The sequence below is a fragment of the Flavobacterium sp. FlaQc-28 genome (genome assembly GCF_044007415.1).
Taxonomy (GTDB): Bacteria; Bacteroidota; Bacteroidia; order Flavobacteriales; family Flavobacteriaceae; genus Flavobacterium.
Genome location: NZ_JBIPCM010000001.1, coordinates 78,913 through 94,885, shown reverse-complemented (window position 1 = coordinate 94,885; position 15,973 = coordinate 78,913). Strand labels below are relative to the sequence as shown.

The following is a 15,973-nucleotide window of genomic DNA, read 5'->3' as shown; positions in this document are numbered from 1 at the left end:
CAAAAACAAAGAATATGAACCTAAATATAAATTTGAAAAAAAGTACTTTCCTAATGCTGGCTTTGGCATTAGGGTTAGGAACATTAATAAGTTGTGACGATGAAACGGGTAATGCCAACGTTTTAATAGGAAGTAATATTGATGCAGCATTTACAGTAACTCCTGTTCAAGGAGCATCAAATACTTATCTTTTAGTTGCACAAACAAAAAACGTTATCTCTTCAAGATGGAATACCGGAGACGGTGAATATCCAGGAAAAATGAATGAGATCATTACATTGCCAGATGCAGGAACCTATACAATCACCCATACAGCAGTGGGGGCAGGTGGAGCTACAGGAACCGCTAGTGCACAGCTTGTGGTTGCAACTACAGATCTTGCAAAAGGAAATCTTGTAAAAGGAGGTTCTTTTAAAACAGCTGCAGATCAAGCTAACTGGAAAAAAGTTATTTATGAAGCAACCGGTGACTGGGTTTATAGTGATAAAGGAGCAACTGTAAGCGGAGGTCATGCAGGAATTTATCAAGCTATAGATGTAGTAAAAGACAAGGAATATACTATTGATATGGTGGTTTCTGGAGGTGCTTCTACAGATATGTGGTTTGAAGTTTATGCAGGCGAAAAAGATCCAGCAACAGTTTCTGGGGATTATAGCGACGGCGGAAAAGTAATGGGCTTAAATACTTGGGATGGCTGCGGTAAGAACCCAGTTTCGGGTAAATTATCAGCCATCGGATGTACTAAAAATGCAAAACTAGACGCTGTAAGTAATGTTGTTAAATTTAGCACTACAGGAAAAATATATCTAATGATTAGATGCGGCGGTGGAATCGCTCCAGGCGGAATTACCATTAAAAGCGTCGAATTAAGAGGAAAGTAAGTTTAAGTTAAGTTTAAGTTTGGTTGCAAATAGCCCATAATCATTTATGAGTATGGGCTATTTTTTAAATCCTTAAACGGTCAGAAAAGAGCTTCTGAAATAAAAAACTTCTATTTAGAATTTAATAATTTAAGGAAAGAATGAAAAAAAATAGTTTAAAGATTCTATGCTTTTTGTTCTCGCTGTCGGCACTTGCCCAGCAGACAAAAGCAAAGAAAGAATTTACAACCAACGGAAAGAAAGTTACGGTTTATACAACTGCTGAGAATACTAATTTAAGATTAACTTCAACAGATAATTTATCCTTTTCGGCAGCAAAACAACCTTTAGAAACAGAAGTATCCGTTTTTGTTGAACCATCAAAAAAATTCCAAACTTTTATGGGAATCGGCGGCGCAATAACAGATGCAAGTGCCGAAGTTTTTGCCAAACTTTCAAAAGAAAAACAAACAGAATTTTTAAATGCCTACTATGATAAGCAAAAAGGAATTGGCTATTCTTTGCTAAGAACCACAATACAAAGTTCCGATTTTAGCAGTGAAAGCTATTCCTATATCAAAGAGGATGATAAAGATTTAAAAACATTTTCGATTGAGCATGACAAACAGTACCGTATTCCGTTAATCAAACAAGCCATTCAAACTGCTGGCGGTAAATTACTGACTTACGTTGCGCCATGGTCGCCAAATGCCTTTATGAAAAGCAACAAAAATGTCTTGAAAGGCGGAATTTTATTGCCAGAGTATTACCAAACTTGGGCAAACTTTTATGTAAAGTTTATAAAAGCTTATGAAAAAGAAGGAATACCAATTTGGGGAACTTCTACACAAAATGAGCCAATGGCAACTCAAACTTGGGAATCTTGTATTTATTCTGCTGAAGCCGAGCGAGATTTTATTAAAAATTTTCTAGGACCAACATTAAAAAAAGAAAAATTAGGCGATGTTAAAATCATTGCATGGGATCACAATCGTGATTTAATGAACTACAGAGCAAACGTAATTTATTCCGATCCAGAAGCATCAAAATATGTTTGGGGAATGGGTTTTCATTGGTACGAAAACTGGTCTGGCGGTGCATCAATGTTTGATAATGTAGCCAAAGTAAACGAGGCATATCCTGATAAAAAACTATTATTTACAGAAGGCTGCGTAGAGAAATTTGATGCTAAAAAATATCAATTTTGGGCAAATGGAGAAAGATATGGCATTTCTATGATGAATGATTTTAATAACGGAACTGCGGGATGGACAGATTGGAATATTCTTTTAGATGAAAAAGGAGGGCCAAATCACGTTGGTAATTTTTGTTTTGCTCCAATTCATGCTGACACAAAAACAGGCGAGTTAATCTACACACCATCTTATTATTATATTGGGCATTTTTCAAAATTCATCCATTTAAACGCGGTAAGAGTAAGTACAGCAGTAAGCAGAAGCGGATTGTTTAGTACCTCATTTTTAAATACCAACGGTACAATGGCAACAATTGTAATGAATGAAACAGATAAAGAGATGAATTACAATTTAATTATTGGAGCTGAAAAAACAATCGTTAAAATTCCAGCTCATGCCATACAAACACTAGTTTACTAGAATGTTTTTAAGTAAATAAGAGGGTTGACTTGAATCATCCATTTTGACCCTCATTTTTTTTGCATTTGAAAGAAAAATATTCTCTAAGCTAATGATGAAGCGATTGTAAATTATTCTATTACAAGTAGCTTCGGTTGTAATATGTTGTTATCAAGTTAAAAAAAGTAAAATGAAACGAAACTTTAAAAATACTATAAAAACATTGTTCTTTATATTGGCGGTATTTTCGCAAGTAAAATGCTCCTCATCAAATGATGCCGCAGATCCCGGACCTGTTACACCGCCTGTTGTACCTCCAGTTGTTGTTACAAACGATGTCGATTTTTGGCTGACCAAAGGAGATCAAAGTGTTTTACTCGCAAAACAATCTGGAACATTAGGATTTGGAACCACTTACAATATCTATCCAAACATTGAAGTAAATGCTTCACAAAAATATCAAACAATAGATGGTTTTGGTTATACGCTGACAGGCGGAAGCGCCGAAGTAATTAATCAATTAACAGCAGCGAAAAAGAGTGCTCTCTTGCAGGAACTTTTTGGTTCAGGCGAAAACTCGATAGGAGTAAGCTACTTAAGAATTAGCATAGGAGCTTCAGATTTAAACGCATCTCCTTTTACTTATAATGATCTTGCGACTGGAGAAACCGATTTAGATTTGGTAAAATTTAGTTTAGAAAAAGATAAAGCAGGAGTAATTTCACTTTTAAAAGAAATTTTGGCTATTAATCCTAAGATCTTAATACTTGCAACTCCTTGGTCTGCACCTTTATGGATGAAAGATAAAGACAGCTTTATAGGCGGAAAACTGCAAACCAAATATTATGATGTTTATGCCAAATACTTTGTAAAATACATTCAGCAAATGAAAGCCGAAGGTATTACAGTCGATGCCATAACACCACAAAATGAACCATTACACGACGGGAATAATCCGAGTATGTACATGTCGGCAGCAGAGCAGGCTAATTTTATAAAAACAAGTTTAGGTCCAGCCTTTAAAGCGGCCAATTTAAATGTCAAAATTATTATTTATGATCATAACTGTGATAATATAAGTTATCCAAAAGCAATTTTAGCAGATGTAGATGCTTTTCCTTTTGTAGACGGATCAGCTTTTCATTTGTATGCAGGAGATATCAGTGCATTATCAAATGTTTACAATGCTTACCCAACAAAAAATGTCTATTTCACAGAGCAATATACCGCCTCAACAGGAAATTTCGGAGGAGATCTAAAATGGCATATGCGAAATGTAGTTATTGGTTCAATGAGAAACTACAGCAAGAATGCACTAGAATGGAATTTGGCCAACAACAGCAATTACGAACCTCATACTCCAGGTGGATGCAACACCTGCAAAGGCGCTTTAACAGTAACATCAACCGAAAATTTTCAGCGAAACGTTGCTTATTATATTATTGCGCATGCTTCAAAATTTGTTCCAGCAGGTTCTGTTAGAATTGCTAGTAATACAAGTGGAAATCTTCAAAACGTGGCATTCTTGACCCCATCAGGTTCAAAAGTTTTAATTGTTGAAAATGACGGAACTGCTGTAGAAGTTTTCAATATCAAGTTCAATGATAAATGGATCACAACCTCTTTAGAAGCAGGTTCAGTGGCAACCTATACTTGGAAATAAAAATCGAGTAAAAAACAAAATAGTTTTCAGATGAAAAAAATAATAATAGCAGTACAGCTTTTGTGTTCGATTGCCGTTGCAGGACAAGGTTTTTTACATAGAGACGGGCAGAAAATTGTTGACGGCAATGGAAAGAATATAGTATTAAGAGGACTTGGTATAGGCGGATGGATGGTGCAGGAAGGATACATGATACAGACACAGCCCTTTGCCAGTCCGCAGTATATAATAAAACAGAAAATTCAAGACGTTATTGGCGAGCAGGGAACAAAAGAGTTTTATGCAGCTTACAAAGCAAACGGATTAACAAAACGAGATGTAGACTCGTTAGCAGCGTGGGGTTTCAATTCAATCCGTCTTCCAATGCATTATAATCTATATACACCGCCAATTGAAGAAGAAAAAAATGGTGATATCACTTGGATAGAAGAAGGTTTTACAATGACAGATAATTTGCTGAAATGGTGTGCCGAAAACAAAATCTATCTAATTCTAGATTTGCATGCAGCTCCGGGCGGACAAGGAAATGATGCGGCAATTTCTGATTACGATACAACAAAACCATCATTATGGCAAAGTGAAGCCAATCAGAAAAAAATGATTGCTCTATGGAAAAAATTAGCCTCTCGCTATAGAGACAATCCATGGATTGGAGCGTATGATATTATTAATGAACCCAATTGGAATTTTACAGGAACAAATAAAAATGGCTGTGATGAAAATTCAAACGGCCCTTTGAGAGATCTAATGGTTGCTGTTACAAAAGCAATTCGTGAAGTCGATACTAATCATTTAATTTTTATTGAAGGAAACTGCTGGGGAAATAATTACAACGGAATTTTCCCTTTATGGGATGATAATATGGCATTGAGTTTTCATAAATATTGGAACTATAATACTAAAGAATCAATCCAGAAAATGTTGGACTATAGGACACAGTACAACGTACCTATTTGGTTAGGAGAAAGCGGCGAAAACTCTAATGTTTGGTTTAAGGATGCGCTTACGTTGATGGAAACCAATAATATTGGATGGGCATTTTGGCCAATGAAAAAAATCGAAAACATTGCGGGAGTAACCTCAGTTACTAAAATTCCAGAATATGATGTTTTACTGAAATATTGGAAAGACGGCGGACAAAAACCAACAGCAGATTTTTCTAAAAAAACACTAATGAAAATGGCAGATAATTACAAAATGGAAAACGTAACCGTTAAACCAGATGTAATTGATGCGATGTTTAGACAAGTACACACAAATGATACTAAGGCGTACAAGAAAAATACAATTCCCGGAAAAATTGCAGCAACACATTATGATTTAGGAACAAACGGTTATGCATACTCCGATAAAGATTTTGTGAATTACAGAGTTGAAACTAACAAATTTGAAGATTGGAATAAAGGAAATACAATGCGAAATGACGGTGTAGATATTCTGCCATGCAAAGACGCAGGATCAAACGGTTATCAAGTTTCATTTATTGAAGACGGCGAGTGGCTGCAGTTTACTACCGAAGTTAAAAAGCAGAATAAATACAATATTGCTATACGATATTCAAGTGAAAAGGCCGAAGGCAGACTTCATTTAGAAACTGGAAAAGGAACATCAAAATCGATAACATTACCAGCCACCGGAGGAAATGAAAAATGGAAAACCATAATCTTAACTGATGTAGAACTGAATGCAGGACAAAACAAGATTAAAGCCGTTTTTGAAAAAGGAGGTTTCAATTTAAACTATTTAGATTTTTCAGAGAATAAAAAAGGAAAATCAAAAAAGTAAAAAGAAATATCAATTTGATTGTTTAAGAAACAAAGTAAAACAATAAAATAAAACGTGATGATATATTTAATATTGATTATCCTGACGTATATAATTAACATAACTTTTAAATAAGTTTTTTTCTTTAAGGCTAAGGAAACATTAGCTTTACGGATCAAAATTTTTTAAATATGAAAAAGAAAAATACAATTGTTTTAGTGGTAATGATGCTTTTAGTAAGCGGAGCATTTTATGGTCAAAATTTAAAAATTATGACCTACAACATTCGTTTAAATGTTGCTTCAGATGGAGAAAATGCCTGGCCAAATCGAAAAGACTATTTTATGTCTCAAGTACAATTTTACAGCCCAGATATTTTTGGAGTTCAGGAAGCAACGCCAAGTCAAGTAATTGATATTGCATCAGGTATGCCGAAATACAGCAAATTTGGAATAGGAAGAGAAGAAGGAGGAACTGGAGAAGCCTGTACGATTTATTACAAAAAGGATCGTTTTAAGCTTCAAGATTCTAATACCTTCTGGCTTTCAGAAACACCAAATGTAGTTTCAAGAGGCTGGGATGCCGCTTGCAACAGAGTTTGTACTTACGGGCTTTTTACTGATTTAAAAACTAAAAAAACGTTTTATGTATTTAATCTGCACCTTGATCACATGGGAGAAGTAGCAAGAGTTAAAGGCGTACAGGTTGTTTTAGACAAAATAAAAGCAATAAATACAAAAAAATATCCTGTGTTTTTAATGGGTGATTTTAATTCAGAACCCAACACACCTCAAATTACTGAAATCAAAAAAGTAATGGATGACACTAGAGATGTTTCAAAAGAAAAACCATTTGGTCCATCTGGAACTTTTAATAATTTCAAACACAATGAGCCTGTAACCTTATTAATAGATTACATTTTTATTTCAAAAAACAGCGGGCTCACAGTTCAAAAACATGCAGTTTTAAGTGATTCTAAAGATTTAAAATATCCTTCAGATCATTTACCTGTTCTAATAGAAGTAGATTAAATATGAAAAACATCAACAAAAAACTTCAAATTTTACTGTTACTGCCTCTTATTGCAGTACAGATAAAATGCGGATCTTCAAAAAATGTTGTAACCAATTCAGGAAAAGCACAATCTTGGATTACGACAACAGATGAAACATCAAAACTTAAAAAACAGGACGATTTAGTTTTTAGTTCAGCAACTAATTCAAACCAAACTATTGAAGTAAATCCTGCTCAGAAATTTCAAACTATAGAAGGTTTTGGATTTTCGTTAACAGGAGGAAGTGCTCAGACGATTTTAAAACTAGATAAAGCAAAAAAAGAAGCCCTGCTTCAAGAGTTGTTTTCTAGAAAAAAGGATGCCATTGGTTTAAGTTACCTGCGTATAAGTATTGGAGCTTCAGATTTGAATGAAAAAGTTTTTTCGTATGATGATATGCCAGAAGGGCAAACAGATTTAAAACTGGAACATTTTAATCTTGGACCAGATTTAAATGATGTTGTACCGCTGTTAAAAGAGATTTTAGCCATAAATCCACAAATAAAAATCATGGGTTCACCGTGGTCGCCGCCAGTTTGGATGAAAGACAACGGAAGCTCAAAAGGCGGAAGTTTACAGCCTAAATATTATCAGGTTTATGCCGAGTATTTTGTAAAATATATTCAAGCGATGAAAGAGCATGGGATTGTAATTGATGCCATTACACCGCAGAATGAACCATTACATCCAGGAAATAATCCAAGTTTACTGATGCTTGCAGAACAACAGGCAGAATTTATAAAAAATCATTTAGGTCCTGCTTTCGCGAAAGCAAAAATTAAAACCAAGATTGTAGTTTACGATCACAACTGCAATAAACCAGAATACCCTTTGACTATTTTAAATGATCCAGAAGCACTGCCTTTTGTAGCAGGTTCAGCATTTCATTTATACGAAGGAGATATCAGTGCCCTGTCTAAAGTTCACGATGCTTATCCAAACAAAGATTTGTATTTTACAGAACAGTACACAGGGTCAGGAAGCAGTTTTGAATCTGATTTGAAATGGAGTGTAAAAAATGTCGTGATTGGCTCGATGCGCAACTGGAGTGTAAATGCACTTTCGTGGGGATTAGCAAATGATGAATTCTACAAGCCATTTACACCAGGCGGATGTTCGACTTGCAAAGGCGCTTTAATGATTGATCAAAATCAGAATATTAAAAGAGAAGTAGGATATTATATTATTGGTCACGCTTCTAAATTTGTACCTGAAGGTTCTATTAGAATTGGAAGTAATATCAGCGGAAACCTTTACAACGTCGCTTTTAAAACACCATCAGGACAAATTGTTTTGATTGTTGAAAATGACGGAAATACAACAGAAACATTCAATATTAAATACAATCAAAAACAAGTTTCAACTACTTTAAACGCAGGAGCAGTAGCAACTTACGTTTGGTAATTAAAATAAAATACATGAAAACAACAACAACATTCCTCTTACTGATGGTTACATTTTTCGCAACCGCCCAGCAAGAAACAATCGATCAGAAAGTAAATACCTTATTGAAAAAAATGACTATTGAAGAAAAAATAGGTCAGTTAAATCAATATAGTAACGACAACTCAATAACGGGGCCGATAACCGTTAACCCAAATAAACAAGAAGAAATTAAGAACGGTTTAGTAGGCTCAATGTTGAATGTAACAGGGGTAGAATCTACTCGAAACTATCAAAAATTAGCAATGCAGTCCCGTTTAAAAATACCAATGTTGTTTGGGCAGGACGTAATTCATGGTTATAAAACAACATTCCCATTACCATTAGCAGAAGCTGCAAGTTGGGATTTAGAAGCAATAGAGCTGGCAGCAAGAGTAGCGGCTACAGAAGCAGCCGCAAGCGGAATTCACTGGACATTTGCACCAATGGTTGATATTGGGCGTGACCCGCGTTGGGGACGTGTTATGGAAGGTGCGGGAGAAGATACTTATCTAGCCTCTAAAATTGCTTATGCAAGAGTAAAAGGTTTTCAAGGAAATAAATTAGGAGATTTAAACTCTGTTATGGCCTGCGTAAAACACTTTGCCGCTTATGGTGCCGCAGTTGGCGGAAGAGATTACAACTCCGTTGACATGAGCGAAAGAATGTTATGGGAGACTTATCTGCCTCCTTTTAAAGCCGCGTTAGATGCTGGTGCCGCAACATTTATGAATTCATTTAATGATTTAAACGGAATTCCTGCTACAGGAAATATTCATTTACAGCGTGACATTTTAAAAGGAAAATGGAACTTTCAAGGTTTTGTAGTTTCAGATTGGGGTTCTATTGGAGAAATGGTGGCACATGGCTACTCAAAAGATCTTAAAGCAGCAGCACTTTCAGCAATTACTGCCGGAAGTGATATGGATATGGAAAGCGTTGCTTACAAAAACAATTTAGCACAATTGGTCAAAGAAGGCAAAGTTTCAATAGACTTAATTGATGATGCCGTAAAACGTATTCTTCGCAAGAAATTTGAATTAGGCTTATTTGATGATCCTTATAGATATTCTGACGAAAAAAGAGCAGAGAAAGCTTTAAATAATCCAGAAAATAGAAAAGCGGCACTTGAAGTTGCTCAAAAAAGTATCGTTTTATTAAAGAACGAAAATCAAACATTACCACTTTCTAAAAACCTAAAAACAATCGCTTTTATTGGGCCGATGGTAAAAGAGTATAAAGAAAATATGGGTTTTTGGTCTGTAGAATTGCCTAATGTTGATTACAATAAATGGATTGTTTCGCAATGGGATGGTTTACAGAATAAAGTAGGTAAGAATACTAAATTACTTGATGCAAAAGGCTGCGAAGTTGAAGGCGAAAACAAAGATGGTTTTGCAGAAGCCGTTGCAACTGCAAAACAAGCCGATGTTGTTATTTTAAGTATTGGCGAAAAACGTGATATGAGCGGCGAGGCAAAAAGCCGAAGCGATATTCATTTGCCAGGAGTTCAGGAAGATCTTGTAAAAGCGATTCAGGCAACAGGAAAACCAGTTGTAGTTTTAATAAATGCAGGAAGACCTCTTGTTTTTAATTGGACAGCAGACAACGTTCCAGCGATTGTTTATACTTGGTGGTTAGGTACCGAAGCAGGAAATGCAATTGCAAACGTGTTATTTGGAGATTACAACCCGTCAGGAAAATTACCAATGACATTTCCTAGAGAAGTAGGGCAGATTCCTATTTATTACAACCATTTTAGTACAGGAAGACCAGCCAAAGACGAAAATCAAAACAATTATGTTTCAGCATATATCGATTTAAAGAATTCACCTAAATTCGCTTTTGGACATGGATTGAGTTATACTAAATTTGATTATTCTGGATTGAAACTTTCTTCAACAAAAATGAAAAACAATGAAACAATTAAAGTTTCATTTCAATTATCAAATGTTGGAAAAGCAGCTGGAGATGAAGTAGTACAATTGTATTTAAAAGATAAATTTGGATCAGTTGTTCGCCCAGTTTTAGAATTAAGAGATTTTCAAAAAGTGAAATTAAATGCAGGAGAATCAAAAACAATCGAATTTACAATCGACAAAGAAAAGCTTTCTTTTTACAATGATAAATTAGAATGGACTGCTGAACCTGGAGATTTTGAAGTAATGATTGGTGCTTCATCAGCAGATATTAAACTAAAATCAGATTTTGAATTAGTGCAGTAATATAGAATGTCAATTAGAATTGGCGTTATGGATTTTATAAAAGGATTTAAATTATTTTAGAACCGTATTTATAAAATCCATAGCGCCAATTCCTTTGTATGAAGCATACAATGCTTTGTCAAAAGCTTCACGTTTTGCTTTTTTATCTTTAGCCTCAGTTTCAACGATCATCTCATTAAAAATTCTTTCCTGCTCTTCGCTGTATTTTAAAGAAGCTTCCAAAAGATACGTTTTAGAAACAAAACCAAAAGAACTCCAGATTTTATCTCTAATTTTTGAATTGATTTTTTTTAACGGATTAGTGGTCATATTCTCCATCATTTTCTTCTAAATTTTGTTTTTGCAGAATAAAGAACTATAAGTGGTGTAAAAGTGTTCTTTTTCTTTCTTTTTTTGATTGTTTTTTTACAGTCAACTATCAAATGTGTTATTATGACGCAATGTACTTGTTTTTTTGATTTTATTTTTAATTTTAACAAAAATTGTGATTTATACACTTTTGTTTTTTTTCTGATTTTAAAAATGGATAAATGCGATTTGTGAAAAATGAAGTAAATTGCGTACACAATTGAAACCAAATGTCATATTAATTATAAAATCAATGCTGAAATCAATTTTAGAAAATAATAAAAATTACCAGCCGGGATTGTCAATTGATAGTGTGATTTTTGGTTTTCATGATAACCAATTGAAAGTGCTGCTGATTAAAATTCCGCATAACGAAAAATGGTCTTTACCCGGCGGATTTATTCCAATTGATCAGGATATTGATACGGCAGCGGTTACTATTTTAAATGAAAGAACAGGAGTTGAAGGTGTTTTTTTAAGACAGTTTGCCACATTTGGAAAAACGAAGCGAAATGATAATCATTTTGGGAATGAAATTTTAAAACATTTAGATATTGATCCCGAACAAGGAAAATGGCTTACGCAGCGTTTTGTAACAATTGGTTATTATGCCTTAGTAGATTTTCTAAAAATACTTCCTAATCCTATTAACAGAAATGAAGTTGTAGAATGGATAGATCATAAAGAAGTTCCGGATCTTATTTTAGATCATCGGGAAATTTTAGACAAAGCTCTCGATACCTTAAGAATAGAGCTGAATTTAATGCCCATAGGATATAATTTATTACCAGAGAAATTCACAATTCCTGAATTGCAAAAATTATACGAAACGATTTTAGATAAAAAACTAGATCGCAGAAATTTTCTTAGAAAAATAACTAATATTGGAATTCTGGTGAAACTTGATGAAAAGAAAAGTAATGTTGCCCACAAAGCACCAAACTTATATTCTTTCGATAAAGAAAAATACAATGAGGTCTTGAAAAATGGATTGAATCAAGGTTGGTAAAATTTGTTAAGTCTGATAAATAATTTGCAATTATGGTATCAATTGAAACATTTCGAAAATTAGCTTTATCATTTGAAAATGCGGCCGAAGAACCACATTTTGAGAAAACATCTTTTCGTGTCAAGAAGAAAATTTTCGCCACTTATGATGAAAAGAAAAACCATGCCGTTTTAAAATTCAATGAAATCGATCAATCTGTATTTTGCGCTTCAAGTGACATGATTTTTTATCCAATTCCGAATAAATGGGGCAAACAAGGTTGGACAATTGTTGAACTTTCAAAAGTAAGGCCAGAAATGTTTGCGGATGCTTTATTACTTTCCTACCAAAGTGTCGCTTCTAAAAAGAAGTAGAGTTTTATAACTTACCTGACAATAGTTCTAAAAGTTAAATTTACCCTTGGCTTCTGAGTAGTTTTTGTTGGAGGAAGTCGATGAAGCCAATGTGTTTGCGTTTCATTTTTCATAACCAATAAACTTCCGTGTTCTAAAATCATAGCAACAACTTCTTTAGTCTCTTTATGTTTGAATGCAAACTTTCGTTCCGCACCAAAACTTAAAGAACCAATAGCACCGTTTTTTTTCAAGTCTTTTTCGGCATCACTGTGCCATGCCATTCCTTCATCGCCGGAATGATATAAATTGAGTAAGCAGGAATTGAAAGTTTCTCCTGTTTTTTCTTCGATGATTTTCTTTAATTCCAACAATTCAGGTGTCCAAGGCAATGCTTTTTTTGTCGTGTTGGAGTAGGTGTATTCAAATTCTTTTTCGCCGTACCATGCGACTTTTCTTTTAGTCAAAATTAATTTCCCAAAGATAATTGCTTCATCATTTTTCCATTCGATTGTATTTAACAGAATATCACGGTAAAAGTCTGCATCTGTTCTCGAAAATAATTTTCCATAATAATTCACCGTTCCATCTTTCGGAAGCAGATTTGTTGTTTCGTCTATTTGAGGATTAAATAAGTCCATTTTTCCATTTTTGATATTCTGTTTTCATGCAATGCCCGCAAGGTCTGAAATTATTTTGCCTTGCTTCATTTTCAGAAGAAAAGAAAACCCGATTTTCTCGTTTCATTCTTTTTCCTGAACTACATTTAAGCGTTCCGTAGATTTTTAATTTTTGGTTGCCACCGAAACAAATTTCGCCTTTTTTAATTTTATTTCGAAGGTCTGAATCTGAAATTTTAGAATGTTGAATCATTTCTTTTTTAGTTGCAGAGGTTCAAAGTAACAAAGAGACAAAGGTTCTCAATCTTTGTGCCTTTGAACCTTTGTCTCTTTGTCACTTAATTTAACGCATCATGAAAAATAACTCCCAGCGTATATCTTTCTCCCGAATGAACTTCGCTTACTCCATGTTTCATATTAACCCGATAATACCCTTTTGAACCTTTTACAGGTCTGAAATTGGTTGTAAAAACCAAAATATCTCCCTTTTTGGGTTTCAAAACAATAGCCTTAGATTGTGCTCTTGGCGTTTGCTGTGTAAGAACAAATTCGCCGCCGGTAAAATCTTCATCAGGTTCAGACAGGAAAAGGACAATTTGAATTGGAAAGTAAACATCCCCGTATAAATCCTGATGGAGCGTATTAAAACCGCTTTTACCGTATTTTAAAATCAGAACCGTTGCTTTTAATTGATTATTATCGTGACACAGTTTTAATAGTTCTTCATGTTTATCAGGGAAGATCGTATTGATATTTAGAACTTTCATCCATGCATTTGCGATTGGGGCTAATTTGGGATAGATTGCTGATCGAATGTTTTGAATTAAATCTGGAAGAGGATAATTGAAATATTTGTATTCACCCAGACCAAATCGATAGCGTTCCATTACAACCGTTTTTCGGTATAAAGCAGGATTGTCATAATCGAATTTTAAATCTTCACATTGTTCGTTATTAAGCACTTTTGGAAGGATTGCGAATCCATTTTCATGTATAGATTCGGTGATGCTTTCCCAGTTTTGAGAAGCAATTTTTGATTGTATGTTTTGCATAATGATTTTTAGATTGAATTTTTTTTGCCGCGAATTACACGAATTGCACCAATTTTTATTTTGATTGATAAAAATTAATTCGTGAGTATTCGTGTAATTCGCGGCGAACAAACAATACCTTAGACGCACTACTTTGCGTCTCTACGGATATGTTTTGTGTAAATTTGGATTATAGATTTATCTGCGCGCCTTCCCAGCCAATTATGGCTGTTTTTCTAGTATTTCCCCACATATAACCGCCAAAGATTCCAGAAGATTGAATTACGCGATGGCATGGAATTAAAAACGCAACTGGATTACTGCCAATTGCAGTTCCAACAGCTCTTGAAGCATTTGGCTTCTCAATTTGATGTGCAATAGTGCCATAAGTTGAAAGCTGCCCCATTGGGATTTTTAGCAGCGTTTCCCAAACTTTCAATTGAAAATCGGTTCCTTTTAGATGCAGTTTTATTTCAGATAATTTGCTCCAGTCATTTTGAAATATAAACAATGCATTTTGCTGCACTAAATCTAGTTTTCTACAGAAAGAAGCATTTGGGAATTTATCTTTTAAGGCATTTACGCCATTGGTTTCATCTTCGGCGAAAGCCATAAAACAAACACCTTTTGAAGTAGAAGCTACAATAATATTTCCAAATGGACTTTCGGCAAAACTGTAATTTATTTCAAGATTTTTTCCGCCGTTTTTATATTCGGCAGGAGTCATTCCTTCGATATTTACAAATAAATCATGAAGACGGCTTGTTCCGGAAAATCCTGTTTCGTAAGCTGTTTCAGAAATGGTTGCCTGATTTTCTTTAAGCAGTTTTTTGGCATGTTCTAAACTAGTATACTGCAAGAATTTCTTCGGACTTGTTCCTGCCCAATCGCTGAAAAGTTTCTGAAAGTGAAACGGACTTAAATGCACTTTTTCGGCAACTTCATCAAGATTAGGCTGCTCTTTAAAATGGACTTTGATATAATCGATCGCTTCTGCGATGCGATTATAATTAATGGTTTCCTGTGTGTTCATTTTCATTCAATTTTATAAGGCAAATATCGATTGGTTTCTGCTGGTATAAAATCCGAATCTTGCGGAAATAGGTTTTTGTTTGTTTCAAGTTTTAGGTTTCACGTTCCAATATAACTTGAGACCTGAAACTTGAAACAAAAAATTATAGTTCTTTTTCCATTTTGTAATTGATAAGTATTTCATTGTGGCGAATGTTTTTTTGTTCGGCTTTTGCAATAAATCCTTTCTTCTCAAAAAATGGTTTTGCTGTAATGCTAATATCTGAAGTTATAATTTTGGAATGTTGTTTTTTTGCTTCTAGCTCTAATTCAGTCAAAAGTTTGTCAGCTATTCCTTGCCTTTGAAAATTTTTATGAATGTAAAAGAAGTCAATATAATTTCCATCTTTTAAAGTTCCAAAACCGGCGATTTGATTTTCAATAAGTATTAATAAAACAAATTGCGTTTCGATAACTTCAAGCCAGCGTTCTTTATTTTCTACGCCAGAAATCCAAGCTTTGATTTGTGCAGTATTATAATCATTCTTACAAACAGATTGTATGGTTTCTATATACAATTGCTGCATTTCGCCTAAGTCTGAAAGTGTGCCTTTTTTGAAAATCATTAATTTGTTGATTTATTGTGATATTTCATTTATTATAGTGTTATAATAATGAAAAATGATTTAATGCGCTGTAGTTTTAGAAAAAACATTAATTACAACAACTCCAATTATAATTAAGCTCAATCCAATTATGGCAGGTAAATCAGGGATTTCTTTAAAGAAAATAGCTCCAATAGTTGTAATTAAAACAATGCCGACTCCTGACCAAATAGCGTATGCAAAACCGACCGGAATAGTTCTTATGGCAAAACTTAAAAAGTAAAATGCAGCAAAGTATCCTACGATTGTAATAATGCTTGGAACAAGTTGAGTAAACTGTTCCGATTTTTTTAATGCAGTCGTGGCAATAATTTCGAAGACAATAGCGATAAATAAAAATAAAAAATTCTTCATAATTAAGTTTTTTTACAAAG

At 34.2% G+C, this 15,973-nt stretch carries 16 protein-coding genes; 9 read left to right on the top strand and 7 right to left on the bottom strand.

The window, feature by feature from the left end:
• Positions 1 to 14: 14 nt before the first annotated feature.
• From ACHRVL_RS00445 to bglX, 7 genes are all read left to right on the top strand, one after another.
• Positions 15 to 881 carry a hypothetical protein gene (locus ACHRVL_RS00445; RefSeq protein WP_395409505.1) on the top strand — a complete coding sequence of 289 codons (867 nt, stop codon included), beginning with the start codon at positions 15 to 17 and terminating at the stop codon, positions 879 to 881.
• A 140-nt stretch (positions 882 to 1,021) separates the two neighbouring features.
• Positions 1,022 to 2,476: a glycoside hydrolase family 30 beta sandwich domain-containing protein gene (locus tag ACHRVL_RS00440; protein ID WP_395409503.1), complete on the top strand. Its 1,455-nt coding sequence runs from the start codon at positions 1,022 to 1,024 to the stop codon at positions 2,474 to 2,476.
• A gap of 169 nt (positions 2,477 to 2,645) precedes the next feature.
• A complete protein-coding gene (locus ACHRVL_RS00435) occupies positions 2,646 to 4,118 on the top strand; it encodes a glycoside hydrolase family 30 beta sandwich domain-containing protein (protein WP_395409501.1) in 1,473 nt (490 codons plus the stop codon).
• 30 nt (positions 4,119 to 4,148) lie between these two features.
• On the top strand, positions 4,149 to 5,903 hold the full coding sequence (locus ACHRVL_RS00430; protein ID WP_395409500.1) for a cellulase family glycosylhydrolase: 1,755 nt from the start codon (positions 4,149 to 4,151) through the stop codon (positions 5,901 to 5,903).
• Between the two features lie 170 nt (positions 5,904 to 6,073).
• Positions 6,074 to 6,913: an endonuclease/exonuclease/phosphatase family protein gene (locus ACHRVL_RS00425; protein WP_395409499.1), complete on the top strand. Its 840-nt coding sequence runs from the start codon at positions 6,074 to 6,076 to the stop codon at positions 6,911 to 6,913.
• Between the two features lie 2 nt (positions 6,914 to 6,915).
• Positions 6,916 to 8,340, top strand: a complete 1,425-nt coding sequence (locus ACHRVL_RS00420) for a glycoside hydrolase family 30 beta sandwich domain-containing protein (RefSeq protein WP_395409498.1) — start codon at positions 6,916 to 6,918, stop codon at positions 8,338 to 8,340.
• Between the two features lie 14 nt (positions 8,341 to 8,354).
• Positions 8,355 to 10,583, top strand: coding sequence for a beta-glucosidase BglX (gene bglX, locus ACHRVL_RS00415; protein ID WP_395409496.1), 2,229 nt, complete (start codon positions 8,355 to 8,357; stop codon positions 10,581 to 10,583).
• A gap of 51 nt (positions 10,584 to 10,634) precedes the next feature.
• Here the strand turns inward: bglX and ACHRVL_RS00410 are convergent, their stop codons facing one another.
• Positions 10,635 to 10,904: a hypothetical protein gene (locus tag ACHRVL_RS00410; protein WP_241687377.1), complete on the bottom strand. Its 270-nt coding sequence runs from the start codon at positions 10,902 to 10,904 to the stop codon at positions 10,635 to 10,637.
• Between the two features lie 280 nt (positions 10,905 to 11,184).
• On the opposite strand from ACHRVL_RS00410, the gene ACHRVL_RS00405 reads away from it, so the two are divergent.
• Both ACHRVL_RS00405 and ACHRVL_RS00400 read left to right on the top strand, forming a co-directional pair.
• Positions 11,185 to 11,940 carry an NrtR DNA-binding winged helix domain-containing protein gene (locus tag ACHRVL_RS00405; protein WP_395409494.1) on the top strand — a complete coding sequence of 252 codons (756 nt, stop codon included), beginning with the start codon at positions 11,185 to 11,187 and terminating at the stop codon, positions 11,938 to 11,940.
• Positions 11,941 to 11,972: 32 nt separating this feature from the next.
• Complete coding sequence (locus ACHRVL_RS00400; RefSeq protein WP_395409493.1) at positions 11,973 to 12,293, top strand: MmcQ/YjbR family DNA-binding protein; 321 nt, start codon at positions 11,973 to 11,975, stop codon at positions 12,291 to 12,293.
• A gap of 11 nt (positions 12,294 to 12,304) precedes the next feature.
• On the opposite strand, the gene ACHRVL_RS00395 is transcribed toward ACHRVL_RS00400, so the two are convergent.
• From ACHRVL_RS00395 to ACHRVL_RS00370, 6 genes are all read right to left on the bottom strand, one after another.
• Complete coding sequence (locus ACHRVL_RS00395) at positions 12,305 to 12,913, bottom strand: alpha-ketoglutarate-dependent dioxygenase AlkB family protein (protein WP_395409492.1); 609 nt, start codon at positions 12,911 to 12,913, stop codon at positions 12,305 to 12,307.
• Positions 12,900 to 13,145 (bottom strand): Ada metal-binding domain-containing protein, encoded by a 246-nt coding sequence (locus ACHRVL_RS00390; protein ID WP_395409491.1) that lies wholly within the window; start codon positions 13,143 to 13,145, stop codon positions 12,900 to 12,902. The genes ACHRVL_RS00395 and ACHRVL_RS00390 overlap by 14 nt, the downstream gene beginning before the upstream one ends.
• An 85-nt stretch (positions 13,146 to 13,230) precedes the next feature.
• A complete protein-coding gene (locus tag ACHRVL_RS00385; RefSeq protein WP_395409489.1) occupies positions 13,231 to 13,944 on the bottom strand; it encodes a 2OG-Fe(II) oxygenase in 714 nt (237 codons plus the stop codon).
• A 169-nt stretch (positions 13,945 to 14,113) separates the two neighbouring features.
• On the bottom strand, positions 14,114 to 14,956 hold the full coding sequence (locus ACHRVL_RS00380) for a bifunctional helix-turn-helix domain-containing protein/methylated-DNA--[protein]-cysteine S-methyltransferase (RefSeq protein WP_395409487.1): 843 nt from the start codon (positions 14,954 to 14,956) through the stop codon (positions 14,114 to 14,116).
• 142 nt (positions 14,957 to 15,098) lie between these two features.
• Complete coding sequence (locus ACHRVL_RS00375; protein WP_395409486.1) at positions 15,099 to 15,560, bottom strand: GNAT family N-acetyltransferase; 462 nt, start codon at positions 15,558 to 15,560, stop codon at positions 15,099 to 15,101.
• A gap of 60 nt (positions 15,561 to 15,620) precedes the next feature.
• Positions 15,621 to 15,953 carry a DMT family transporter gene (locus ACHRVL_RS00370; RefSeq protein ID WP_395409484.1) on the bottom strand — a complete coding sequence of 111 codons (333 nt, stop codon included), beginning with the start codon at positions 15,951 to 15,953 and terminating at the stop codon, positions 15,621 to 15,623.
• Between the last annotated feature and the right edge of the window lie 20 nt (positions 15,954 to 15,973).

What these genes read in the sequence shown, in the direction of transcription:
- ACHRVL_RS00380 (WP_395409487.1), bottom strand. Translation starts at nt 14,956, where the DNA reads ATGAACACACAGGAAACCATTAATTATAATCGCATCGCAGAAGCGATC.
- ACHRVL_RS00385 (WP_395409489.1), bottom strand. Translation starts at nt 13,944, where the DNA reads ATGCAAAACATACAATCAAAAATTGCTTCTCAAAACTGGGAAAGCATC.
- ACHRVL_RS00390 (WP_395409491.1), bottom strand. Translation starts at nt 13,145, where the DNA reads ATGATTCAACATTCTAAAATTTCAGATTCAGACCTTCGAAATAAAATT.
- ACHRVL_RS00440 (WP_395409503.1), top strand. Translation starts at nt 1,022, where the DNA reads ATGAAAAAAAATAGTTTAAAGATTCTATGCTTTTTGTTCTCGCTGTCG.
- ACHRVL_RS00435 (WP_395409501.1), top strand. Translation starts at nt 2,646, where the DNA reads ATGAAACGAAACTTTAAAAATACTATAAAAACATTGTTCTTTATATTG.
- ACHRVL_RS00400 (WP_395409493.1), top strand. Translation starts at nt 11,973, where the DNA reads ATGGTATCAATTGAAACATTTCGAAAATTAGCTTTATCATTTGAAAAT.
- ACHRVL_RS00405 (WP_395409494.1), top strand. Translation starts at nt 11,185, where the DNA reads ATGCTGAAATCAATTTTAGAAAATAATAAAAATTACCAGCCGGGATTG.
- ACHRVL_RS00410 (WP_241687377.1), bottom strand. Translation starts at nt 10,904, where the DNA reads ATGATGGAGAATATGACCACTAATCCGTTAAAAAAAATCAATTCAAAA.
- ACHRVL_RS00395 (WP_395409492.1), bottom strand. Translation starts at nt 12,913, where the DNA reads ATGGACTTATTTAATCCTCAAATAGACGAAACAACAAATCTGCTTCCG.
- ACHRVL_RS00420 (WP_395409498.1), top strand. Translation starts at nt 6,916, where the DNA reads ATGAAAAACATCAACAAAAAACTTCAAATTTTACTGTTACTGCCTCTT.
- ACHRVL_RS00425 (WP_395409499.1), top strand. Translation starts at nt 6,074, where the DNA reads ATGAAAAAGAAAAATACAATTGTTTTAGTGGTAATGATGCTTTTAGTA.
- ACHRVL_RS00445 (WP_395409505.1), top strand. Translation starts at nt 15, where the DNA reads ATGAACCTAAATATAAATTTGAAAAAAAGTACTTTCCTAATGCTGGCT.
- bglX (WP_395409496.1), top strand. Translation starts at nt 8,355, where the DNA reads ATGAAAACAACAACAACATTCCTCTTACTGATGGTTACATTTTTCGCA.
- ACHRVL_RS00375 (WP_395409486.1), bottom strand. Translation starts at nt 15,560, where the DNA reads ATGATTTTCAAAAAAGGCACACTTTCAGACTTAGGCGAAATGCAGCAA.
- ACHRVL_RS00370 (WP_395409484.1), bottom strand. Translation starts at nt 15,953, where the DNA reads ATGAAGAATTTTTTATTTTTATTTATCGCTATTGTCTTCGAAATTATT.
- ACHRVL_RS00430 (WP_395409500.1), top strand. Translation starts at nt 4,149, where the DNA reads ATGAAAAAAATAATAATAGCAGTACAGCTTTTGTGTTCGATTGCCGTT.